The following is a 22,943-nucleotide window of genomic DNA, read 5'->3' on the forward strand; positions in this document are numbered from 1 at the left end:
CGCCTCTCCTTATTAGCGCAGTTTGATGCGCAGCAGCGTATAACCTATCACCGCCGACAGCAGTGAACCGCTAAGAATGCCCAGCTTCGAGAACGTCACCAGCTGTTCATGCGCGGCGTCAAACGCCAGCGAGCTGATGAAGATCGACATGGTAAAGCCGATACCGCACAGCACGCCGATTGCCATAATGTCGCGAATGGTGGTGCTGCCCGGCAACGCCGCCAGCCGCAGCTTCACCGCCAGCCAGCAGAACAGCGTGATACCTAACGGTTTACCAATCAGCAGACCGAGGATAATGCCAAGCGGCTCCGGCGACAGCACATCGCCAAAGGTGATGCCGCTGAGCGAGATGCCGGCGTTGGCGAACGCGAACAGCGGCAGGATCAGCCAGTTCACCCACGGCATCAGGCCGTGCGCCAGGTGCTCAGCCGGTGAGTGTCCCTCTTTCTCCTCCAGCGGCACAAAGAAGCCCACCACCACGCCCGCCAGCGTGGCATGCACACCGGACTTCAGTACCGCGGTCCACAGCACCACGCCCACCAGCATATACACCGCGATGTTGCGCACACCGCAGCGATTGAGGATCGCCAGCAGCACGATAGCGCCACCCGCCACGCTTAGCGACAGCACTGACAGATCGCTGGTATAGAACAGCGCAATAATCACGATGGCACCGAGGTCATCAATGATCGCCAGCGCCATCAGGAACACCTTCAGCGCCGCCGGCACCCGGCTGCCGAGCAGCGCCAGCACACCGAGCGCAAAGGCGATATCGGTGGCCGTGGGAATAGCCCAGCCGTTGCGGGCAACGTCGTTATCATGATTGAACAGCAGGAAAATGAGCGCCGGCGCAACCATGCCGCCCAGCGCAGCAATCACCGGGAAGATCGCGCGGTCGCGGCTGGCCAGCTCGCCGCTGATCAGTTCGCGCTTCACTTCGAGGCCAATCAGCAGAAAGAACAGCGCCATCAGCGCATCGTTAATCCACAGCAGCAGGTTTTTGCTGATATCCAGCGCGCCGAAGCGAATCTGTACCGGCTCCGCCAGCAGGTTTTGATAGCCCTGCGCGGTGGCGGCATTATTGGCCAGCACCATCGCCGCCACCGCCGCCAGAATCAGCACCATGCCGTTGCTGGCGTCACTTTCGATAAAGCTTTTCAGCAAGCTTCGAATACTACGGGGTTTGTTCACAACTCCTCCTGAGCAGAGACATTTGGTGGAGAAGTTTAGCCGCTGTAACACCTCGTTAAAAGCAGCTTATGTCTCGTTTATTGCTCGGGATTTTCGAGTTATTCGCCAGGCCGGGCGTATTGCAGCGGAGGGAGAGGCTGAAAGCGGACCGACGCGATACGGCGCTGGTCACTAAGCAGGTAGCGCGCCGTCAGGCCTGGTGGTTAGTGCAGGTCAGCAGCGTCACGTCATCCGTACGCTGCTGTGGCAGCGCATTATCGCCGGCAATCTCATGCTGGGCGCAGTGAGGCTGATGCGGATGCAGACCGCCTGGCGGTGAGAAAGGCTCAGCCATCTGGGCACTTGCCAGCGCGGAAAACGCCACAAGCGCTGTTGAAAGTAACAACGGTAGAAGTCGCATAATTTTTTGTCTTTTCACTATAACGGTCCGGAATGGACCAGGCATGCAGGTGATGATCCAGCCTGAGAGGTGGCAAACAGTGTTTTCCACGGTCAGTCAGGTTTCGGTGAAGGATTTTACGCCACTCAGGCGCAGGAATTTATAAAATCGTGCGGTTTATCACATTTTACCGCACGATTTATGCATTATCCGACTTTGACCGGAATGTAAAAGGTGCCCTGCAGCAAATCCGGCGTGCTGTAGCGGAGATCGAGCTTAATCAGGTCCTTGCCCGGCCGCCGCGCCACGCCGAGCGCAGGCAGATGGTTGTAGTACACCTCTGCGGTGAACGCATTGATCTCTTCCGGCGCGCCGTGCCAGTCAATCTCCGCATACAGTCCGCTTTCACCGGTCCAGTTCTGTACATTGCCGGTCAGCACGTCGGCGTACTGGCTCTCCAGCGCCTGGAACAGACTGATATGCTGCTGATCGCTGGAGTTGACGCCCGGACTGAACTGAAAACCCAGCCAGCCACGCTGCACGTGCTGGCCGGCGAAGGCGATGAAATCACGCGTATGCTGCGCCACCACGTGATTGTGGTGGTCAATGTATTCGCCGAAGCGGCACTCCCACTCGATCACTTCTCCACACAACTTCAGCTCCGGCTTCTCTGCCAGGCGCGCACTCACCCACTGCCGCTGGGTGGAGATGCGGCTGTGGAAGTCTTTCATCTGCATTTCCGGGATGCGGCGATAAGCGCCTGGCGTCATGGCGAAGTGGCTTTTAAACACCCGGGTAAAGTTTTGCTGATTATCAAAGCCAAACCGCACGGCGATATCAATTAGCGGCATGCTGGTCAGGCGCAGCGCCATGGCAGAGAGCGTCAGACGACGTTTGCGCGTGTACGAGGCCAGCGTCTGGCCGGTCATCTCTTTGAACATGCGCTGCATGTGCCACTTGGAGTAACCGGATTTCAGGGTAATCAGATCGATGTTGAGCTCGTCGGTCAGATTGGCCTCGATCCAGTCCACCAGATCGTTGATGTACTGTTTTTTCAGATTCAGGCTGAGCATTTTTTTTAATTGAATGGGTTGGGAAAGGCGGTGCTTTTGCGTAATCCGTCACATAAATATAACAAAATCGTATGGATAACGTAAGGAAGAGTAAAGACAGCGAGACGGGAAAAGCATTAATTGCTTAGGTGACTAACCTTTATCGTCTTAACGGCATCGCGCATGAGAGGCATTGATAATTCGATTCATATCGGTGCGCATCAATGCGCACCCTACGAAAATCGTGCCAGTACTCTGTCGGGGCGCCATGTATGGCGACCAAATGCTGGCCAATCTGATGAGCCGACACATAATCGGTGCGCATCAATGCGCACCCTACAAAATCGCGGTAGTACTCTGTCGGTGCGCTATTAATGGCGACCAAATGCTGGTCAATCTGATGGGCCGACACATGCTCGGTGCGCATCAATGCGCACCCTGTGAAAATCGTGCATCACCTGTAGGGTCGCCATTGATGGCGACCGATAATGCTTAATCAACCGGGCAGGCGTACCCGCCCTCATCGACTACTCAGTGCGAACGCATGCCCGCTGCCGTCATCATCATACGAAACAGTGATGCCACCACGCCCAGTGCCAGCACGCTTGCGCCGTAGATGATTACTAACCACAGCACGCGCTTCCACCAGGGGGCTTTCGTTTCAGTGGGGTTGTTCATATTGCTGACCTCGGTTTGCATCTCAGTGGTATCCTTCGTCGGCTTTGATTTTTCCGCGGAACACGTAATAACTCCAGAAGGTGTAACCCAGAATCACCGGAATAATCAGTAAGCTACCGACCAGCATAAAGGCCTGACTCTGCGGCGGTGACGCGGCGTCCCAGATGGTGATCGACGGCGGAATAATGTGCGGCCATACGCTGATACCAAGGCCGGAGAAGCCGAGAAACACCAGCGCCAGCGTCAGCAGGAACGGCGAGTAGTGCGCCTCGCGCTTGATGGCGCGCACGATGCCCCACGAACACAGCAGCACCAGTACCGGCACCGGCAGGAACCAGAACAGATTAGGACGACTGAACCAGCGGTGCGCAATCGCATCGTGGGTGAACGGCGTCCACAGGCTGATAATGCCGACAATCAGCAGCAGCGCGATCACCAGCGGCGTCGCCAGCGCGGACATCTTTCGGTGCAGCTCATGCTCGGTTTTCATGATCAGCCAGGTACAGCCCAGCAGCGCGTACGCCACCACCAGACCGACGCCGCAGAACAGCGGGAACGGCGCCAGCCAGTCCATCGCCGAGCCGGCAAACTCGCGCCCTTTCACCGGGAAGCCGTCGATAATCGCACCGACCGCAACGCCCTGACTGAAGGTCGCCAGCAGTGAACCGGCGATAAATGATTTATCCCAGAACGCGCGGTGCTCTTCCGTGGCCTTGAAGCGGAACTCAAACGCCACGCCACGGAAAATCAGGCCAATCAGCATCGCGGTGAGCGGAATGGCCAGCGCATCGGCAATCACCGAATAGGCCAGCGGGAACGCACCGTACAGACCGGCACCGCCCAGCACCAGCCAGGTTTCGTTACCATCCCAGACCGGCGCAACGGTATTCACCATCATGTCGCGCTCAACCGCATCTTTATTGAACGGGAACAGGATACCGATGCCAAGATCGAAGCCATCCATCACGATATACATCAGGGTGGCGAACACGATAATGGCGAACCAGATAATGGAGAAATCGATCATTTATTTACCCTCCTGCGGTTCGTTCAGGCTCTCATGGGCAGCAGAAAGCGGACGCGCAGGCGTTTTGCCCTGCCCCGGACCACCGTGGCGCACATCTTTACCTTCGCCGGTCAGCGGACCTTTCTTAATCAGGCGCATCATGTAGACATAGCCGACACCAAACACCGATGAATAGACGAGGATGAAGGCCAGCAGGCTGATACTCATGTGCAGGTCGCCGTGCGCCGACACCGCATCAATGGTGCGCTGCACGCCGTACACCACCCATGGCTGACGACCAATTTCCGTGGTAAACCAGCCGGCAAGAATGGCGATCAGGCCGGACGGGCCCATCAGCAGGGCGAACCACAGGAACGGCCGGGAGTTATACAGCCGCTTTTTGTAACGCAGCCACAGGCTCAGCACGCCGAGGGTGATCATCAGCAGGCCCATCGCCACCATGACGCGGAACGACCAGAAGATCACCAGCGAATTCGGGCGGTCCTCTTTCGGGAAGCTCTTCAGCGCCGGGACCTGTTTGTCCAGGCTGTGGGTCAAAATCAGGCTGCCAAGGTACGGCACTTCAAGCGCATATTTGGTGCGCTCTTCATCCATATCCGGAATACCGAACAGAATCAGCGGCGTCGCTTCCCCCGGCGGGTTTTCCCAGTGGCCTTCAATCGCCGCAATTTTTGCCGGCTGATGCTCAAGGGTATTCAGGCCGTGCGCATCGCCGATCATCGCCTGAATCGGCGCCACGATCAGTGCCATCCACAGTGCCATGGAGAACATTTTGCGGATTGCCGGGTTATCGTTACCGCGCAGCAGATGCCACGCGCCAGACGCGCCAACAAAGAAGGCGCTGGCGAGGAAGGCCGCCACCGACATATGGAACAGGCGGTACGGGAACGACGGGTTGAAGACAATCCTGAACCAGTCCTGCGGCACCACGATGCCATTCTCTATGATGTAGCCCTGCGGGGTATGCATCCAGCTGTTGGACGCGAGGATCCAGAAGGTCGAGATGATGGTACCGAGCGCAACCATGCAGGTGGCAAAGAAGTGCAGGCCCGGCCCAACGCGGTTCCAGCCAAACAGCATCACGCCGAGGAAGCCCGCTTCAAGGAAGAAGGCGGTGAGTACTTCATAGGTCAGCAGCGGACCGGTAATACTGCCGGCAAACTGCGAGAAGCCACTCCAGTTGGTACCAAACTGATACGCCATCACCAATCCGGACACCACGCCCATACCAAAGTTAACGGCAAAGACTTTGGACCAGAAGTGGTAGAGATCGCGATAGGTCTCGTTACGGGTTTTCAGCCACATGCCTTCGAGCACCGCCAGGAAACTGGCGAGACCGATGGTGATGGCCGGGAAAATAATATGGAAGGAAACAGTAAAGGCGAACTGAATCCTGGCCAGGTGGAAGGCATCTAATCCAAACATTGCTTACCTCTTTGCCACAAGATTGCACCGAATTTTTACTTATAATTAACAAGTTTGACGCACAAAATTATTATTTCGTGACGTCGGAAGAGATTCACGCCAATTGTAAGGCAAGCGGCGAGAACAAAAAGAAACAGTGGGAATGGCTAAAACTATAACAGTATTTTTTGATTTCGATCATTGTTTTCACCAGAAACTACTTGTTTAAAATCACTAAGTTAAGGTTAAAGCCCGTGATTTATTGTGACAATCTTGTTATTAAGCAGAGCGAGAGAAAAAGGCGTTAATCTGGTAACTGGCTAATTTAGCTGTTAATTACTACGCCAGACAAAACGGCAGAGGACCGCACCTTCACGTTACGCTGTAAAATTTCCTGCACAGTCGCCAGAAAGAAACTTTGTTAATTAAAAGATAATTTTTATAGACCAAAAAGAAATTAATTTGCTGCCTTTCGGTGACATTCTGTGAGCCATCGCGCATTAACCCGCTGGGGCATGGCATTTGCCAGCGGCGTCAGGCTGTGCTTTGTTAAAGCAGCACAGTCCGGTTAATCAGCGAAGGAGAGGTTATGACCCGTCTTACCGCCCAGGATTTTCCCCAGGAACTGCTTGAGCTTTATGACTACTATGCGCACGGTCGCATCAGCAAGCGCGAGTTTCTCTCGCTGGCCGCGAAGTTCACCATCGCTGGCATGACCGGAGCCACCCTGCTCAGCGCCATGAGCCCCAATTATGCGCTGGCAGAGCAGGTGTCGTTTACCGATCCTGATATCAACGCCGAATACATTCACTACCCGTCGCCCCAGGGACATGGCGAGGTACGCGCTTATCGGGTGCGCCCGACTCACGCCAGCGGCAAGCTGGGTGCCGTGGTGGTGGTACACGAGAATCGCGGCCTGAATCCTTACATTGAAGACGTGGCGAGACGGATCGCCAAAGCGGGCTATGTCGCGCTGGCGCCGGATGGCTTAAGCTCGCAGGGCGGCTATCCGGGCAATGATGAAGAGGGCCGTGCGATGCAGGCCAAAGTCGACCCGACCAAACTGATGAACGATTTCTTCGCGGCGGTCGATTTCCTGATGCAACATCCCGAGGGGAACGGCAAGGTCGGCATCACCGGCTTCTGTTATGGCGGTGGCGTGGCCAATGCGGCGGCAGTGGCGTTTCCTGAGCTGGCCTGCGCCGTGCCGTTCTATGGCCGCCAGCCAAAAGCGGAAGATGTGGCGCGCATTCAGGCGCCGCTGCTGCTGCACTATGCCGCGCTGGATAAAGGCATCAACGAAGGCTGGCCAGCTTATGAAGCCGCTCTGCAAGCCAGCCACAAAACCTATGAGGCGTATATTTATCCCGGCGTGAATCACGGCTTTCACAACGACTCAACGCCACGCTATGACAAAGCTGCCGCCGACCTGGCATGGGGTCGCACACTCGGCTGGTTTGAAAAATATTTGCACGCCTGAGCCTGGCGCGCCGCGACGGCACTCACGCTGTCTGCGGCGCTTTAATGATGCGGTGGACATTGCTTTCCAGCCAGTCGGCAAGGCCGATGACCTGTCCTTCCACCTCATGGCCCAGCGCCGTCAGCCGGTACTCCACGTGCGGCGGCACCACTTCATAAGCGATACGCTCAATGAAGCCATCCTCTTCCATGTAGCGCAGCGTCTGCGCCAGCATGCGTTCACTGATGCCACCAATCCGGCGGCGCAGTTCGCTGAAGCGCAGCGTCTCAGCGCGCAGCGCCAGTAACACCAGCACACTCCAGCGGCTGGTAATCCGTTTTAACACTTCACGTGACGGGCAATTCACATTGAGCAATTCACCACGGGAAAATTTATCACTCAGGTTTTCAGCCATTTACATCACTCCGCTCAAACTAACAAATCTGTAAGTACTTACTAAAAGTTAGTTTATCCCGTAGGCTGTTTCCATACCAGTTCAACCTGAGGAAAAACACCATGATTGCGATTACCGGAGCCACTGGCCAACTGGGCCGTTTAGTGATTAATGCTTTGCTGAAGAAAGTACCGGCCAGCGAGATCATCGCGGTGGTACGTTCACCGGAAAAGGCGCAGGACCTGCAGGCGCTCGGCGTCGCGCTGCGTACCGCGGATTACAACCAGCCACAGACGCTGCAGGGCGCCTTTGCCGGCGTGCAGAAAGTGCTGCTGATCTCCTCCAGCGAAGTGGGCCAGCGCGAAGCCCAGCACCGGGCGGTGATTGATGCCGCCAAAGCGGCGGGCGTGTCATTTATCGCGTATACCAGTCTGCTGCATGCCGATACCTCGCCGCTGGGTCTGGGCGTCGAACACCGCGCCACCGAAGCGCTGCTGCAGGCTTCAGGCATCCCTTATGCCCTGCTGCGTAACGGCTGGTACAGCGAAAACTATGCGGCCAGCATCGCACCGGCGTTAGCGCATCATGCCTTTATCGGCGCGGCGGGCAACGGGCGCATCGCGTCGGCGGCGCGCGAGGACTACGCTGCCGCGGCGGCAGAGGTGATCAGTCGTGACGATCAGGCCGGCAAAGTGTACGAACTGGCCGGCGATGACAGCTATACGCTGGCAGAATTCAGTGCGGAGATTGCCCGCCAGTACGGCGAACAGGTGGAGTACGTTAACCTGCCGCCTGCGGAGTTCAGCGCGGCGCTGATCGAAGCCGGTTTACCCGCGCCGCTGGCCGAACTGCTGGCGGATTCCGACGCCGGTGCCGCTCAGGGTGCCCTGTTCGACGACAGCCACACGCTCAGCAAACTCATTGGCCGCCCGACCACACCGTTCGCCGCGGTAATTAAGGCCACGCTGGCAAAGTAAGGCGCTGATGGCGCCCTCACCTGCGGTGAAATCCGGGGTGAGGGCGACGAAAAGCCCTTTTTTCCCCGTCTCGTTTGCCATCAAATGATCAACCTCTTCCCGCTTTTTTGCCGTCATCACTGACGATTTTCTTATTTACAGATAATTCTGTTCACTTATTTAAAGCTTCATCTGAAACACTGCTTTCAATTCCTGAAATATAGGACGTTGTATTCGCTGAAAAAAGCCTTGAATAGCCGATCAATCGACAAGATTTATTACGTTCATAGATATTTCGCATTGTTGTCTCATCGGGTCAGAGATCTATAATTTGTCCTTTGAGCAACCAGGCAATTTCAGGAGGCCGCTATTAATACTAACCACCAGCAACGTCAAGCTTTCGGAGAACACGAAGCCCATGCTGATCTGGGGTATCAATACGATCCTCACGAGTTTATCCGCGAAGGTATGCAGGATTCGGAGCCGGAACCCGAGCTGATTGAAGGCCTGCCTGCGCCTGATGCGCTGACGCCTGCCGATCGCTATCTGGAGCTGTTTGAGCACGTGCAGGCGTCACGTATTTTTGCCGACAGCAAAACGTTTCCGGACTGCGCGCCTAAATTCGATCCGCTGGATATTTTAATCCGCTATCGCCGCCGTAAACGCTCGGCGGAGTTCGACCTGGAAAAATTTGTCCACGAGCATTTTTATTTACCGCAGGTCAATGAGAGTTTTTATGTTTCCAATCCGGATAAAACCCTGACGGAACATATTGACGATCTGTGGCCGGTGTTAACCAAAATGCCGCAGCAGCATTTACCGCATTCGTCGCTGCTGCCGCTGCCGAAGCCCTACGTGGTGCCCGGCGGGCGTTTTGGTGAAACGTATTACTGGGACTCCTACTTCAGCATGCTGGGACTGGCCGAAGCGGGCCGCGACGATCTGCTGCGTCATATGGCGGATAACTTCGCCTGGCTCATTGATAACTACGGTCACGTGCCGAATGGCAACCGAACCTATTACCTCAGCCGCTCGCAGCCGCCGGTGTTCGCGCTGATGGTCGAGCTGTTTGAAGAGGACGGCATTCGCGGCGCGAAGCGCTATCTTGACCAGCTGATGAAAGAGTATCAGTTCTGGATGGACGGGGCTGGCGAGCTGATGCCGCATCAGGCCTATCGTCACGTGGTGCGCATGCCGGATGGTTCGCTGCTCAACCGCTACTGGGACGATCGCGACACGCCGCGCGATGAGTCGTGGATGGAAGATGTGGAAACCGCCAGCAAATCGCGTCGCCCGGCCAGCGAGGTTTATCGCGATCTGCGCGCCGGTGCCGCTTCCGGCTGGGATTACTCTTCGCGCTGGTTGCGCGATCCACAGCGTCTGGCCAGCATTCGCACCACCCAGTTTATTCCGGTGGATCTAAATGCGTTTCTCTACAAGCTGGAGCTGATGATCTCGACGCTGGCGCACGCTAAGGGCGAAGAACTCACCGGCCTGGCGTGGCAGAAGAAAGCGGATGCGCGCAAGCAGGCGATTCATCGCTATCTGTGGGACAACACCGCAGGCGTGTACCGCGACTACGACTGGCGACGTGAACGCTTTGGTGCCTTTACCGCAGCGGCGGTGGTACCGCTGTTCCTGGGGCTGGCATCACCGGAACAGGCGCATCTGCAGGCGGTGGCGCTGCGCCAGCTGCTGCTGACGCAGGGCGGCCTTGTCACCTCCATGGTGGAGAGCGGCGAGCAGTGGGATAAACCCAACGGCTGGGCACCATTGCAGTGGATGGCGGTGGTCGGACTGAATAACTACGGTGAAGAGACGCTGGCAACGGAGATTGCGGTCAACTGGCTGACCACGGTGAAGAATTTCTATTCGCTGCACCACAAGCTGGTAGAGAAGTACGATATCAGCGGCGATCGCGCCCGCCCGGGCGGCGGCGGTGAGTATCCGCTGCAGGATGGCTTCGGCTGGACCAACGGCGTCACCCGTCGCCTGCTGGCGATGTACGGGCATTTGCTGGCGGATTGACGGCGTAGTTGGGTGGGTGGCAGGCAGGATGCGGCGGTCTGATGTGGGATGCTGCGGCCTGATGCCCTCACCCTGGCCCTCTCCCACCGGGAGAGGGAAACGCTGCCATATGCAGGACTGAGACAGCCCAGGTTAATTCAAGAGCCAATCCCCCGCTCGATCGTTCCCCTCTCCCACGGGCGGGAGAGGGAAACGCTGCCATGTGTGATTAATGAATTAATTGTTCACTCGATCGGTCCCCTCTCCCGCGGGCGGGAGAGGGTTAGGGTGAGGGGAAAAACGCACTCCCCCCTCAATTCCCCTGCAAAAACGCCAGCAGGTCGGCATTCAGCTGGTCCTGATGCGTCACGGCAAAACCGTGCGGGCCGTTCTCATACACTTTCAGCTGCGAACCCGCAATCATCTCATGCACCAGCTTGCCGGTGGCTTCGAACGGCACCACCTGGTCGTTGCTGCCGTGGATCACCAGCGTCGGCACATCCACTTTGGCAATATCCGCACGGAAATCCGTCTCAGAGAACGCGGTCACACAATCCAGCGTACCTTTCAGCGACGCCAGCAGCGCAATGTTCAGCGTCTGCGTCAGTACGCCATCGGAAACCGTCTGGCCCGCATTGGTGCCGTAAAACGGCGTGGCGAACTCTTTGATAAACTGCGCACGATCCTTCAGCAAACCCGCTTTGATCCCGTCAAACACCGCTGATTCCACCCCTTCCGGGTGATCGTCGGTTTTACCAAAGATCGGGGTGACGGCGCCCAGCAGCACCAGTCCTTTCACTTTCGCGGTACCATAACGACCAATGTAGCGCGACACATCCCCGCCGCCCATCGAGAAGCCCACCAGCGTCACCTCATCCAGCTGCAGATGCTCGATCAGGCCGTGAATATCGTCGGCAAAAGTGTCGTAATCGTAGCCTTCCCACGGCTGATCGGAGCGACCAAAGCCGCGGCGGTCAAACGCGATGACGCGGTATCCGCGCTCGGCGAGGAAGTTGAGCTGGCTGTCCCACATATCGGCATCCAGCGGCCAGCCGTGGCTGAACAGCACCGGCTGCCCCTTGCCCCAGTCTTTAAAATACAGGTTTACGCCGTCTTTAGTCTTGAATGTGCTCATGTTTTTTCTCCGTTAGTCAGTGATGTTGTGTCTGGCAATCAAACTAGCGTGGGATGGTGGAAAAACCTAAAGCATAGATTTTGACAACTTGTGCAAAGATTTTTGCTAAGCCCTGCCGTCAAAAATCCTTGTACAAGTTGGCCGATTTTTTCCGCTATCTCCTGACGGGCGAGCTTCGTATCGTGCTCTCATCGCACACTGACAGGAACAGCCTGATGAACCAGCCAAATCCACAAACAGCGCGCAGCGGCGCGTTTTCCCCTTTCGCCTACGGGCTTTTCGCCGTGATCTGGACCGCTTCGGTGCTCGGCAATACCGGTAGCTTTATCCGCGACGTCGCCAGCGCCTGGCTGATTACCGGACTGTCGGATAACCCAACCGCCGTCGCGCTGATGCAAACCGCCGCCACCCTGCCAGTGTTCCTGCTGGCGCTGCCGGCCGGCGTGCTGTCGGATATTGTTGACCGCCGCCGCCTGCTGATTGTGGTGCAGCTGCTGATGGCCAGCGTCAGCGGCACGCTACTGCTGCTGTCGCACAACCACTGGCTCACCGTTGAATGGCTGATCGGCCTGACCTTTGTCGGCGGCGTCGGCGCGGCGCTGTTCGGTCCGGCATGGCAGGCCATCGTGCCGGAGCTGGTACCCCGCCATGAGCTGAAAAATGCCGTCGCGCTCAACTCGCTGGGCATCAATATCGCCCGGGCGATTGGACCGGCTACCGGCGGCCTGCTGCTGGCAAGTTTAGGTGCTATGGCCGCTTACGGTGCCGATGTCGCCAGTTATTTTTTCGTCATCGCCGCGCTGCTGTGGTGGAAACGCCCGGCGAAAGCCGCTACCGCGCTGAATGAGCACTTCTTTGGCGCTTTCCGCGCCGGGCTGCGCTATGTGAAAGCCAGTCGCGAACTGCACCGCGTACTGTTGCGCGCCGCGCTGTATTTTGCCTTCGCCAGTGCCATCTGGGCGCTGCTGCCGCTGGTGGCGCGTACCATGCTGCACGGCAGCGCGGGCTTTTATGGCTTGCTGCTCGGGGCCGTCGGTGCCGGTGCCATTGCCGGCGCACTGCTGCTGCCGCGCCTGCGTGCCCGGCTGAGCCATGATGGACTGATGCTGCTTTCCGCCGTGCTCAGCGCGCTGGTCATGGTGGCGCTGGCGCTCAGTCCGCCACAGTGGCTGGCGCTGCTGCTGATGCTGGTACTGGGCACCGGCTGGATCATCGCGCTGACGACCCTGAACGGCGTGGCGCAGGCGGTGCTGCCCGACTGGGTGCGCGGTCGCGGGCTGGCGGTCTATCTGATGGTGTTCAACGGCACGCTGGCGGGTGGCAGTCTGGCCTGGGGGCTGATCGCCCAGCACATGGGTCTGGCGTCAACGCTGATGCTGGCCGGCGCGGCGCTGCTCATCACGGCGCTGCTGGCAAAACGGCTGGCACTGCCGGCGGGCGAAGCGGATCTGCAGCCGGCGCAGCACTGGGCTGAACCGGTGGTGAGCGATGCGGTGGATATCCGCCGTGGCGCCGTACTGATCCAGATTCGCTACCGTGTTCCCCAGGCCGATCGCGCCGCTTTCCAGCACGCCATGCACAAACTGGCGCAGGCACGACGTCGTGACGGTGCCTATGCGTGGGGATTAATGGAGCAGACCGACGATGCCGGAGCGCTGCTGGAGTGGTTTATGGTGGAGTCATGGCAGGAGCATTTGCGTCAGCACCAGCGCGTCTCGCGCGCCGATGCTGAGTTACAGCAGGCGGTACTGCAGTACCATCAGGGTGATGAACCCCCGCAGGTCAGCCATCATATTGCGCTGTGATCAGGCTGGCGCGTAGATGTCACTCAGGCCGGGCAGCGTCGGCAGGCGCTCGCGCCACCAGATAGCTGCGTTGCCGCAGGCGCTCTCATTCCACGCCAGATAGGCGATATCGCGCCGGCACTCGCTGTCCAGCTGGCGCGCCACCAGCGCACCGCTCGCCAGGTGCGGGCGCGCCAGGTAAAGCGGCAGATAACCACAGCCGAGCCCGGCGAGATGCGCCTGCAGTTTGGCCGGGAAATCATGCACGCTCAGCGTCTTCTGCTCATCCAGCACGCGTAAATCCATCCCGGCACCGTGGCGGGATGAATCATGCACCGTGACCGCGCGATACTGGCGAATCTGTTCACGCAGCAGCGGTTCGGGCTCCGCCGCCAGCGGATGGTCAGGAGCGACAGCGAATACATACTCCAGCCAGCCCAGCGGCTGGCAGACAATCTCTTTGCGCGTGGCGGGTTCCTGAACCGCGCCAAAGACAATGTCCGCTTCGCCATAGTGCAGCGCTTCCCAGCAGCCAGCCAGTACGTCCTGACGGAACTGCAGCTGGGTGTGCGGGTGCTGCTGATAAAATTCGTCAATCAGCGGCGTGAGGATGCTGAACGGCAGCGAAGCATCCACGCTGATGGTCAGCAGACTCTCCCAGCCGCTCTCTACGTAGCGCGCCTGCTGCTCCAGCTCGTTCACCGCACGCAGCAGCGTCCGCCCTTTTTCCAGCATCAGACGGCCGGTCGGCGTGAACGTGGCGCGATGGCCGGAGCGATCGAGCAGCGTGATTTTTAAATCGCTCTCCATCTTCTGCACGGTATAGCTTAACGCCGACGCGGTTTTGAACAGTCGCGCGGCCGCAGCGGCAAAGGTGCCATGACGATCGAGCGCATCCAGAATCAGCAGCGCCTCCAGATTTAAACGCATTCCCTACCCTCCGTAAAAAAAGTTGAACGACAACGTAAAAACAATCCGTTATCAATAACTGCTGTCATTTCGTATTTTTTTCCTCATCGGCGCAAGCATTTTTAACCGCGCATTAACACGGTGGCTGAGGGCCGCTACGCTTAATTTAACGGAGAGAACAGAATGACGACCGCATCCCTGATTTTTACCAACGGTAAGTTTCACACCGTCGACCGCGCAAACCCGCTGGCCACCGCCGTAGCCATCAAAGACGGCAAGTTCCTCGCCGTAGGTAGCGAAGCGGACGTCATGCGCTTTGCCGGCAGCGACACGCAAATCATCGACGCCAAAGGGCACACCGGCATCCCCGGCCTGAACGATTCCCACCTGCATCTGATTCGCGGTGGCCTCAACTACAACCTTGAGCTGCGCTGGGAAGGCGTGCCGTCGCTGGCCGATGCGCTGCGTATGCTGCGCGATCAGGCACTGCGTACGCCGTCACCGCAGTGGGTGCGCGTGGTCGGGGGCTGGAGCGAGTTCCAGTTTGCTGAGCGCCGCATGCCGACGCTGGACGAAATCAACGCCGCCGCGCCCGATACACCGGTCTTCATTCTGCATCTGTATGACCGCGCGCTGCTCAATCGCGCCGCGCTGAAAGTAGTAGGCTACACCAAAGAGACCCCCAACCCGCCGGGCGGCGAAATCCAGCGCGACAGCAATGGCAATCCGACCGGCATGCTGATCGCCCGTCCTAACGCCATGCTGCTGTACGCCACGCTGGCGAAAGGGCCAAAGCTGCCGCTGGAACAGCAGGTTAACTCGACGCGTCAGTTTATGCGCGAGCTGAACCGCCTCGGTCTGACCAGCGCCATCGACGCCGGCGGCGGCTTCCAGAATTACCCGGACGATTACGACGTGATCGCCGAACTGCACGCGAAAAAGCAGCTGACGGTACGCATCGCCTATAACCTGTTCACCCAGCGTCCCGGCCACGAGCTGGAAGACTTTGAGAAGTGGACCGATATGCTGAAGCCGGGCCAGGGCACCAATTTCCTGCGCCACAACGGTGCCGGTGAAATGCTGGTGTTTTCGGCGGCGGACTTCGAAGATTTCCTCGAACCGCGCCCGGATCTGGCACCCGGCATGGAAGATGAGCTGGAGCGCGTGGTGCGCCACCTGGTGGAGCATCGCTGGCCATTCCGCCTGCACGCCACCTATAACGAATCAATCAGCCGTATGCTGGATGTGTTTGAGAAGGTGAATCGCGACATTCCGTTCAATGGCCTGCACTGGTTCTTTGACCATGCGGAAACCATCACTGAAGCCAATATTGAGCGGGTAAAAGCGCTCGGCGGCGGCCTGGCGGTGCAGCATCGCATGGCTTTCCAGGGAGAATACTTTGTCGATCGCTACGGTAAAGAGGCCGCGAAGCAGACGCCGCCGGTGGCGCGCATGCTGGAGGCCGGCGTGCCGGTCGGCCTCGGTACCGATGCCACCCGCGTCGCCAGCTATAACCCGTGGACCGCACTGTACTGGCTGGTTTCAGGCCGTACCGTCGGTGGGATGCAGCTGTACGATGACAACGCACGCATCGACCGTGAAACCGCGCTGATGCTGTGGACCAAAGGCAGTGCCTGGTTCTCCAGCGAGCAGAGCGCCAAAGGTGAGATCAAAGTCGGCCAGCTGGCGGATCTGGTGCTGCTGTCGAAAGATTTCTTCAGCGTGCCGGAAGAGGAGATCAAAGGCATTGAATCAGTGCTGACGCTGGTGGATGGCAACGTGGTGTATGCCGCCGGCAGCTTTACGCCGCTGGCACCGCCGCCGGTACCGGTGTTGCCGGAGTGGTCGCCGGTGGTTACCGTGCCCGGTCACTACCGCAGCGCCCCGCCGCAGACCAGCGGCCGCGCCGCGCGGATGCCGCAGGTACACCAGTGCAGCGGCCCCTGTGGCGTGCACAGCCACGCCCATGATGTCGCGCGCCAGTCATCGGTGCCGGTGTCAGACAACAACGCATTCTGGGGTGCGCTGGGCTGTTCCTGTTTTGCGTTTTAAGTGATCAAGGGGTGCGGGCGCTGGCCCTCACCCCATCGATATATTGCCTGCCAGGCCAAAGCCCTGCTTACCGTTCTTGATCTGGTACATCGCGCCATCCGCCCGGGTCAGCGCGTCGTCGAAGCTGTCTCGCCGGTGTACCGGGGCGATACCGATCGAAGCACCAATCCGCGCATGACCATTGTCGACATCAAACGGCGTCAGCGCCGCATCCAGCACCGCCTGCGCCAGAATGCGCACCTTGGGGTAATCAATCAAAAACGGCAGCAGCAGCACGAACTCATCGCCGCCAAGCCGCCCGACGATGGCCTCTGACGGCAGCAAATCGCGGATGCGCTGGCTGAGCTGAATCAGCACCTCGTCACCGCTGCGATGGCCGAGCGTGTCATTGACGTGCTTGAAGTTGTCGAGGTCGATAAACGCCACGCACAGCGGCCCGGCGCGTTGCAGCTGACTAAAATGCGCCTGCAGCGCGTGGCGGTTGGGCAATGCGGTTAACGGGTCGTGATGCGCCAGCAGGGAGAGCTGGGCTTCGTAATTCTTCTCTTTGGTCATGTCGATATGGGTGCCGGTCACTTTGAGCGGATTACCCTGCTCGTCCCACTCGCTGACGCGGCCGCGATCCAGCACCCAGGTGATTTTGCCGTTCTTGCCGATCATACGGTGCAGCGCCTCGTAATAGGGCGCGCGCCCTTCAATATGATCGTAAAAGGCGCGCAGCACCTCATCGGCATCTTCCGGATGCAGGCACTCGCGCCAGGCATCAAAGCGCGCTTTGGTCTCTTTCGCCTGAAAGCCGAGCATCGCGCCCCAGCGCCGGTTAAAAATCACCAGCTTGCCGCTGGGAATATCCAGCTGCCACAGGCACAAGCCGGTGCCGTCCAGCGCCGCGTTCAGCTTATTACGCGCGTCGTGCGCCAGGCGCTTGAGGCGCGCATTGTGCTTTTTCAGGTTCTGAATCTGCTGGCGCAGCGCTTCTTCGGACATGGTTGATCGCTGGAGAGAAAATAAGGGCTATTTTGCCTGCACGATAGATTCTGTAAATAAAACAAATGAAAAGGCGATTAGCGTCGGAAAATTGCGCTGGGTTCAGCAGGAATGGCGAAGCAACGCGGTAATTTCAGCAAACAAAACTTACACTTACTAAAAATAGCAGCGCGCTTCGCTTCGGCGCGCCGGCGAAACCTGGCTTTCACCAGGAATTTTCTCTCCTGTTTTTAAGAAATTTCTTAAGCGCGATTTAAGTCCACTTGTATTAAGTCGCTGTTGAAGGATGCCTGACGCGCAACGTGCCGTCAGAGAAGAAGTGCCGTCATGGTGGCGGCGCGCGCAACCGGTCCAGCGAGTGAAATCATCCGTGAGTAAACGCATCCTCAGCCTCCTTCTGTTACTGGGCTTTTGCCTGTCTGCCTGGGGTGCAACCACGTTAAATTTCTCGCCGCGCTATGGTCTGGTAGCACCGGAAGTCACGCTGTCGCCGCAGAGCCAGCAGTGGCTGAAACAGCACTCTGTACTGCGCGTCGGCGTGTGGAACAACCCGCTGCCGCCCTATTCCGTGTCGTTTGAAGCCAACACCTACGAAGGACTTTCGGCCGATTATCTGGCCATCGTGGCGAAGGCGTTAAATCTGCCGGTGAAAATCAAGGTGTATAAAACCCGGCTGGAGCTGGTGGATGCGCTCAACGACGGTGAAGTCGATCTGATTCCTTACTACACGCTGGCCGCCAATCAGGATACGCAGCTGGCGCTGAGCCTGCCGTATTCACTGGCGCGCAGCGTATTAATCAGCAAACGTAACGCGACCTTCGACAGTGAGCTGAAAAATAGCCACTATCGTCTGCTCTATTATGGTGATGCGGAACTCAAAGCGCTGCTGCACAAGCGCTATCCGCGCGCCACGCTGGCCCCGGCCGCGCCGCCGCTGTGGGCCTACACCGATACCGCGTTTAGCGAAAACACCCTGTTCTGGAGCAACAGCGCCACTCAGCGTTTTCTTTCTCATCGCGGCCTGCAGAACGTGATTGAAGCGCACAGCACGCCGTACACCAACGATGTCGACGCGCGCTTTGCCAGCAACAGTGCCAACCTGCCGCTGATCGCAGCCATTGATGAAATCCTGAAAAACATTCCGCTGCGCAACGCGGTACAGATTGCGGAAGCCTGGAGCCTGGATTATCAGTCGGTGGTTAAGAACCATCCGCTGGATCTCAGCGACAAAGAGGCCGCGTGGCTGGCAGAACACCGCGAGATCACCGTTAACTACGATCCTTCGCATACGCCGTTTACCTTTATTGATAACCGCCAGCGCGTGGTCGGCCTGAGCGTGGACCTGCTGAAAATGATTTCCCAGCGCACCGGCATTCGCTTTCGCTACAACCCGATTCAGGGGTTGAGCAACATGCGCGATACGCTCAACCGCCAGCGCGATGCGATTATTGCCGTCAGCGACGCCACCGCGCAGCAGGACGACAAAATCCGCTACACCCGCTCATATATCTATTCGTCATGGGTAGTGGTGACGCGCAAAGACAGCCCGTGGAAAAGCTTTGATGAGATGGCGGGCAAGCGCGTCGGTATCTATGAGCGCGCCTACTATCGTTACGATTTACGTGAACGCTGGCCGGGCATCAACTTCATCGAAAACGGCGTATCGATTGATTCGCTCGGTCAGTTGCTGGATAAGCAGCTGGATGGCTTTATTGTGCCGTACGAGTCGTCGCTGTTTCTGCTCAACAATCACTTCAATGACAGCTTTAAGGTCGCGTTTGTCGCGCCGCTGCCGATGTTCCGCATGGCGATGGCGGTCAATGGGCAGGATCAGGTGCTGCTGTCGATCCTTAACAAAGCGCTGTCCGATATTCCGCAGCCGACCATGCAGTCGCTGATGGAGCGCTGGATCAAATACACGCCGCCCGCCACCAGCACCTCGTGGCAAAGCTATCGCAGCTATATATTGCGCATCGTCGCCGTGGCCGGGCTGGGCCTGCTGTTTTTCCTGTGGCGTAACCATCTGCTGAAAGCCTCGCTGGCCAAACAGCGTGAGCACGAGCGTGAAATCAGCGAGCAGCTGGCGCATATCGAAGCGCTGATGGCCGACCTGCGCAAAGCCAACGAAGTCGCGGTGCGCGCCAGCGAAGCGAAAAGCACTTTCCTGTCGCATATGAGTCATGAAATCCGCACGCCGCTGGCGGCGCTGATTGGCCTGCTGGAAATCGAGCATCTCGGCCAGAGTAATGAACAGCAGCGGCAGAAAAACATTGATGTCGCCTGGGAGTCGTCGCGTTCGCTGCTGTCGCTGGTGGGCGATATTCTCGACCTGGCAAAAATCGAATCCGGGCATTTCAGCGTGCAGCTGCAGCCGATGTCGCTCAGTGAAGTGGTGCGGGATTGCGAAGCGCTGTTCCGCCAGGTGGCGCTGAACAAGGGGCTGGCGCTGAATATCGTGCTGGAGCTGGAGCAGGACCAGGTGCTGTTTGACCCGGTGGCGCTGAAGCAAATTCTCTCCAATCTGGTGAGCAACGCCATCAAGTTTACTTCGTACGGCGAAGTGGAAGTGGCGCTGTATCAGGCAGAGAGCACGCGACCGGAGTATGTGCTGGAGGTGAGCGACAGCGGGGTTGGCCTGACGGCAGAGCAGCAGCAGGCGATCTTCGAGCCGTTCATTCAGGTCGATCAGGGCAGCAACCGCGCCAGCGGCACCGGGTTAGGCCTGAATATCTGCCGCCGGCTGGCGGTGATGCTCGGCACCGAGCTGCACGTCGAGAGTGAACCGGGTGACGGCAGCGTGTTTATGCTGCGCTTCCGCGCGGAAGCGGCGCGTATTGAACATGAGCAGCCCGCCCTGCCACAGCCGGTGGAGCCCGCTAAGCAGGCTGCACTGCGCATTCTGATTGTCGATGACAACGCCACCAACCGTCTGCTGCTGGCCCAGCAGCTGCGCTACGCCGGGCACCATGTGCTGGTGGCGGACGGCGGTGCAGCGGCACTGGCGCTGTGGCGTGAAAATCAGCCGGACCGCGTAATTACCGACTGCAACATGCCGGAGATGGACGGCTTCGAATTCACCCGCCAGCTGCGCGCTGAAGAGAAGCGCCTGGTGCGACGCGCGGTACCGGTTTACGGCCTGACGGCGATGGCGGAGGAGCGTGTGGCGCAGCTGGCGCAGGACGCCGGCATGAACGGTTGTCTGTTTAAACCGCTGGAGCGCGCGCAGCTGCTGCAGGTGATCACCGGCGCACCGATGAACCCGACGCGTGACGATACCCTGCTGACGCTGGAGAATCTGGCGGCAAACAACCCGCAGGCGTGGCGCGACCTGGTGACCACCGCGCGCCAGCAGAACAGTTACGATCTCGCCCAGCTGACGCAGGCGGTGGCTGCGAACAATTTTGCTTCGGCGCGTCACGCCGCGCATCAGCTACTCGGCAGTGCCCGAATGCTGCGCGCCGACGCGCTGCAACATCGCTGCCGCGCCGCCGAACAGGCGGCGGAGCATGAAGATGGTGCGCTATTACAGCAGCTGCTGCCGGAGGTCGCCGGGGCGGTGGCCGAGCTGGACGCGCTGTTCCTGCGTGCCCTGGAAACACCTATTCCTGAAGAGGTGATGTAATGAAAGAGAGCGCAATCTGGCAGATTGCCGTGCTGGACGATCATCCGCTGATTGGTAAAGCCATGCAGTACCGTTTAGCGCAGGAGCCGCAGCTCGATCTGGCCGGGGCCTTTGCCCAGCGCCAGCAGCTGATGGCCTTCCTGCAGCGCCACCCGCTCGATATCCTGGTGCTGGATTACATGCTGGGTGAAGACCAGCTCGACGGGCTGCAAATGGTGAAACAGCTGCGCCTGCACTATCCGCAGCTGAAGATTCTGGTGTCGTCCGCGGTGGAGAAACCAGCGATTGTCCAGCTGTTGCTGAAAGCCGGCGTGCAGGGATTTGTCGGCAAAAGCCACGATCAGGAGGTGCTGATCGATGCCATCCATCAAATCTGTCGCGGCAAGCGCTTCCTGACGCCGGACATGATGCTGGAGCTGGATAAATTTCAGGAGAGCGATCGCGAGATGCACGACTACCTGACGCCGCGCCAGGCGGGCGACGACATCACGCTGCTGCTGCGCGAGCTGAGCCCGCGCGAAATCGAAGTGATTCGCTGTTATCTCGACGGGTTGAGCATTACGCAGATCGCCGGTAAATACGCGCGCAGCCGCAAAACCATCAGCGGTCAGAAGCAGACCGCGCTGCGCAAACTGGGGCTGCGCTCGGATCTCGAACTGTTTAAGTACAAGCAATATTTCACCGAGCTGGTGACCGCCTAGTAAGCGACTGCGCTGCGGATAAAACCGGTTCTGTGACGCGGATCAAGGCTTAATCGCCGCGCAATGCTGCCCTCATGAATTCTAGTATGGTAGTTTAGCCGTTATCATACAGACACGATGACGGTGGATGACATAATGCAGCTGACAATGCGGTGGTTTGGGCCGAAGGAAGACAAGGTTTCGCTGGAATATATTCGCCAGGTGCCGGGCGTACGCGGCGTGGTGGGCGCACTTTACGATGTGCCGGTGGGCGAAACCTGGCCGCAGGAGAAGATCCAGGCGCTGGTCGATCAGGTGCACGCAGCCGGACTGACGGTTGAAGTGATTGAGAGTGTTAATATTCACGACGACATCAAGATCGGCCTGCCGAGCCGCGATCGCTATATCGCTAATTATCAGCAAAGTATCCGCAACCTGGCGGCCGCCGGGGTAAAAGTGATCTGCTACAACTTCATGCCGGTGTTCGACTGGATGAAGACGGATATGAATTATGTGCTGCCGGATGGCTCCATCACCATGGCCTTCGAGAAACAGGGCATCGATAAAAGCCTCGATGAAGTGGTGAAAGAGGTGCTGGGCAGCGCTAACGGCTTCGCGCTGCCGGGCTGGGAGCCGGAACGGCTGGCAAAAGTTCAGGAGCTGTTTGCCAAATATCAGGACGTTGATGACGCGAAGCTGCGTGAAAACCTCGCGTATTTCCTCAAAGCGGTGATCCCGGTGTGCGAAGAGGTGGGCGTGAAGATGGCGATCCACCCGGACGATCCGCCGTATTCGATCTTCGGTCTGCCGCGCGTGGTGAAGAACCGCGACGATCTCGACTGGATCTGTAACGTCGTCGATTCTGAAGCCAACGGCATCACGCTGTGCACCGGATCGATTGCCGAGGATCCGCAGAACGATGTCTATGCCATTCTGGCCGAATTCTCGCGCCGCAAGCGCATCCCGTTTGCCCACGTGCGCAACATCAAGATCATCCGCGATAAAGATTTCTACGAGTGCGCGCATCCGACGGAATATGGCTCGCTGGATATGTATAAAGTGATGCAGTCGATGTATGACAACGGCTTTGACGGCTATATCCGTTCGGATCACGGCCGCTTTATCTGGGGTGAAACCGGGCGCCCAGGCTACGGTTTGTACGACCGCGCGCTGGGCACCACCTATCTGCTGGGCCTGTGGGAAGCGCTGAGTAAGCGTTAATGGGCT

At 58.4% G+C, this 22,943-nt stretch carries 18 protein-coding genes; 8 read left to right on the forward strand and 10 right to left on the reverse strand.

All coding sequences use genetic code 11. The annotated features are described in order from the left end of the window. Nucleotides 1-12: 12 nt before the first annotated feature. The 6 genes from nhaA to ABVR31_RS15860 form a co-directional block, all read right to left on the reverse strand. A complete protein-coding gene (gene nhaA, locus ABVR31_RS15835; protein WP_338670519.1) occupies nt 13-1,191 on the reverse strand; it encodes a Na+/H+ antiporter NhaA in 1,179 nt (392 codons plus the stop codon). 190 nt (nt 1,192-1,381) lie between these two features. After that, a complete protein-coding gene (locus tag ABVR31_RS15840; protein ID WP_164861030.1) occupies nt 1,382-1,525 on the reverse strand; it encodes a hypothetical protein in 144 nt (47 codons plus the stop codon). 251 nt (nt 1,526-1,776) lie between these two features. After that, nucleotides 1,777-2,643, reverse strand: a complete 867-nt coding sequence (locus ABVR31_RS15845; RefSeq protein WP_058780419.1) for a helix-turn-helix domain-containing protein — start codon at nt 2,641-2,643, stop codon at nt 1,777-1,779. Nucleotides 2,644-3,153: 510 nt separating this feature from the next. Beyond that, nucleotides 3,154-3,321 (reverse strand): DUF2474 domain-containing protein, encoded by a 168-nt coding sequence (locus ABVR31_RS15850; protein ID WP_021507606.1) that lies wholly within the window; start codon nt 3,319-3,321, stop codon nt 3,154-3,156. Between the two features lies 1 nt (nt 3,322). Further along, the gene (cydB, locus tag ABVR31_RS15855; protein ID WP_058759654.1) at nt 3,323-4,327 is read right to left on the reverse strand and encodes a cytochrome d ubiquinol oxidase subunit II; all 1,005 of its coding nucleotides are present in this window, start codon (nt 4,325-4,327) and stop codon (nt 3,323-3,325) included. Beyond that, entirely contained in the window at nt 4,328-5,752 is a 1,425-nt protein-coding gene (locus ABVR31_RS15860) for a cytochrome ubiquinol oxidase subunit I (protein ID WP_288443851.1), read from the reverse strand. It lies immediately after the preceding gene. 568 nt (nt 5,753-6,320) lie between these two features. Here ABVR31_RS15860 and yghX point away from each other — a divergent pair. Then, nucleotides 6,321-7,211 carry a YghX family hydrolase gene (gene yghX, locus ABVR31_RS15865; RefSeq protein WP_372773418.1) on the forward strand — a complete coding sequence of 297 codons (891 nt, stop codon included), beginning with the start codon at nt 6,321-6,323 and terminating at the stop codon, nt 7,209-7,211. Between the two features lie 22 nt (nt 7,212-7,233). Here the strand turns inward: yghX and ABVR31_RS15870 are convergent, their stop codons facing one another. After that, nucleotides 7,234-7,605, reverse strand: a complete 372-nt coding sequence (locus tag ABVR31_RS15870; RefSeq protein WP_021507610.1) for a helix-turn-helix domain-containing protein — start codon at nt 7,603-7,605, stop codon at nt 7,234-7,236. Nucleotides 7,606-7,706: 101 nt separating this feature from the next. Here ABVR31_RS15870 and ABVR31_RS15875 point away from each other — a divergent pair, with 101 nt between their 5' ends. Together ABVR31_RS15875 and treF are read left to right on the forward strand one after the other, a co-directional pair. Next, a complete protein-coding gene (locus ABVR31_RS15875; protein ID WP_372773420.1) occupies nt 7,707-8,561 on the forward strand; it encodes an SDR family oxidoreductase in 855 nt (284 codons plus the stop codon). A gap of 348 nt (nt 8,562-8,909) precedes the next feature. Further along, nucleotides 8,910-10,568, forward strand: coding sequence for an alpha,alpha-trehalase TreF (gene treF, locus ABVR31_RS15880; protein WP_372774064.1), 1,659 nt, complete (start codon nt 8,910-8,912; stop codon nt 10,566-10,568). Nucleotides 10,569-10,860: 292 nt separating this feature from the next. On the opposite strand, the gene ABVR31_RS15885 is transcribed toward treF, so the two are convergent. Then, a complete protein-coding gene (locus tag ABVR31_RS15885; protein WP_010616452.1) occupies nt 10,861-11,682 on the reverse strand; it encodes an alpha/beta fold hydrolase in 822 nt (273 codons plus the stop codon). A gap of 215 nt (nt 11,683-11,897) precedes the next feature. On the opposite strand from ABVR31_RS15885, the gene ABVR31_RS15890 reads away from it, so the two are divergent. After that, on the forward strand, nt 11,898-13,487 hold the full coding sequence (locus tag ABVR31_RS15890) for an MFS transporter (RefSeq protein WP_211724853.1): 1,590 nt from the start codon (nt 11,898-11,900) through the stop codon (nt 13,485-13,487). Here ABVR31_RS15890 and ABVR31_RS15895 read toward each other — a convergent pair whose 3' ends face one another. Then, complete coding sequence (locus tag ABVR31_RS15895) at nt 13,488-14,396, reverse strand: LysR family transcriptional regulator (protein ID WP_021507614.1); 909 nt, start codon at nt 14,394-14,396, stop codon at nt 13,488-13,490. Between the two features lie 162 nt (nt 14,397-14,558). Between ABVR31_RS15895 and ABVR31_RS15900 the strand changes: the two genes are divergently transcribed. Continuing rightward, nucleotides 14,559-16,427: an amidohydrolase gene (locus ABVR31_RS15900; protein ID WP_058774850.1), complete on the forward strand. Its 1,869-nt coding sequence runs from the start codon at nt 14,559-14,561 to the stop codon at nt 16,425-16,427. 27 nt (nt 16,428-16,454) lie between these two features. Here ABVR31_RS15900 and ABVR31_RS15905 read toward each other — a convergent pair whose 3' ends face one another. Continuing rightward, nucleotides 16,455-17,414, reverse strand: coding sequence for a diguanylate cyclase domain-containing protein (locus ABVR31_RS15905; protein ID WP_372773423.1), 960 nt, complete (start codon nt 17,412-17,414; stop codon nt 16,455-16,457). Between the two features lie 370 nt (nt 17,415-17,784). On the opposite strand from ABVR31_RS15905, the gene ABVR31_RS15910 reads away from it, so the two are divergent. The 3 genes from ABVR31_RS15910 to uxuA all read left to right on the forward strand — a co-directional run bounded on the left by ABVR31_RS15910 (nt 17,785) and on the right by uxuA (nt 22,937). Further along, nucleotides 17,785-21,036, forward strand: a complete 3,252-nt coding sequence (locus ABVR31_RS15910; RefSeq protein ID WP_372773425.1) for a transporter substrate-binding domain-containing protein — start codon at nt 17,785-17,787, stop codon at nt 21,034-21,036. After that, the gene (locus ABVR31_RS15915) at nt 21,036-21,737 is read left to right on the forward strand and encodes a response regulator (RefSeq protein WP_372773427.1); all 702 of its coding nucleotides are present in this window, start codon (nt 21,036-21,038) and stop codon (nt 21,735-21,737) included. Before ABVR31_RS15910 ends, ABVR31_RS15915 begins: the two co-directional genes overlap by 1 nt. A gap of 135 nt (nt 21,738-21,872) precedes the next feature. Then, nucleotides 21,873-22,937: a mannonate dehydratase gene (uxuA, locus tag ABVR31_RS15920; RefSeq protein WP_372773429.1), complete on the forward strand. Its 1,065-nt coding sequence runs from the start codon at nt 21,873-21,875 to the stop codon at nt 22,935-22,937. The last annotated feature ends 6 nt before the right edge of the window (nt 22,938-22,943 follow it).

The organism is Pantoea sp. WEP (genome assembly GCF_041678305.1).
GTDB lineage: Bacteria > Pseudomonadota > Gammaproteobacteria > Enterobacterales > Enterobacteriaceae > Pantoea > Pantoea dispersa.

Bases quoted from the DNA above. Each gene is read 5' to 3' on its own strand.
- ABVR31_RS15840 (WP_164861030.1), bottom strand. From the start codon at position 1,525: ATGGCTGAGCCTTTCTCACCGCCAGGCGGTCTGCATCCGCATCAGCCT.
- ABVR31_RS15845 (WP_058780419.1), bottom strand. From the start codon at position 2,643: ATGCTCAGCCTGAATCTGAAAAAACAGTACATCAACGATCTGGTGGAC.
- ABVR31_RS15850 (WP_021507606.1), bottom strand. From the start codon at position 3,321: ATGCAAACCGAGGTCAGCAATATGAACAACCCCACTGAAACGAAAGCC.
- cydB (WP_058759654.1), bottom strand. From the start codon at position 4,327: ATGATCGATTTCTCCATTATCTGGTTCGCCATTATCGTGTTCGCCACC.
- ABVR31_RS15860 (WP_288443851.1), bottom strand. From the start codon at position 5,752: ATGTTTGGATTAGATGCCTTCCACCTGGCCAGGATTCAGTTCGCCTTT.
- yghX (WP_372773418.1), top strand. From the start codon at position 6,321: ATGACCCGTCTTACCGCCCAGGATTTTCCCCAGGAACTGCTTGAGCTT.
- ABVR31_RS15870 (WP_021507610.1), bottom strand. From the start codon at position 7,605: ATGGCTGAAAACCTGAGTGATAAATTTTCCCGTGGTGAATTGCTCAAT.
- ABVR31_RS15875 (WP_372773420.1), top strand. From the start codon at position 7,707: ATGATTGCGATTACCGGAGCCACTGGCCAACTGGGCCGTTTAGTGATT.
- ABVR31_RS15885 (WP_010616452.1), bottom strand. From the start codon at position 11,682: ATGAGCACATTCAAGACTAAAGACGGCGTAAACCTGTATTTTAAAGAC.
- ABVR31_RS15890 (WP_211724853.1), top strand. From the start codon at position 11,898: ATGAACCAGCCAAATCCACAAACAGCGCGCAGCGGCGCGTTTTCCCCT.
- ABVR31_RS15895 (WP_021507614.1), bottom strand. From the start codon at position 14,396: ATGCGTTTAAATCTGGAGGCGCTGCTGATTCTGGATGCGCTCGATCGT.
- ABVR31_RS15900 (WP_058774850.1), top strand. From the start codon at position 14,559: ATGACGACCGCATCCCTGATTTTTACCAACGGTAAGTTTCACACCGTC.
- ABVR31_RS15905 (WP_372773423.1), bottom strand. From the start codon at position 17,414: ATGTCCGAAGAAGCGCTGCGCCAGCAGATTCAGAACCTGAAAAAGCAC.
- ABVR31_RS15915 (WP_372773427.1), top strand. From the start codon at position 21,036: ATGAAAGAGAGCGCAATCTGGCAGATTGCCGTGCTGGACGATCATCCG.
- uxuA (WP_372773429.1), top strand. From the start codon at position 21,873: ATGCAGCTGACAATGCGGTGGTTTGGGCCGAAGGAAGACAAGGTTTCG.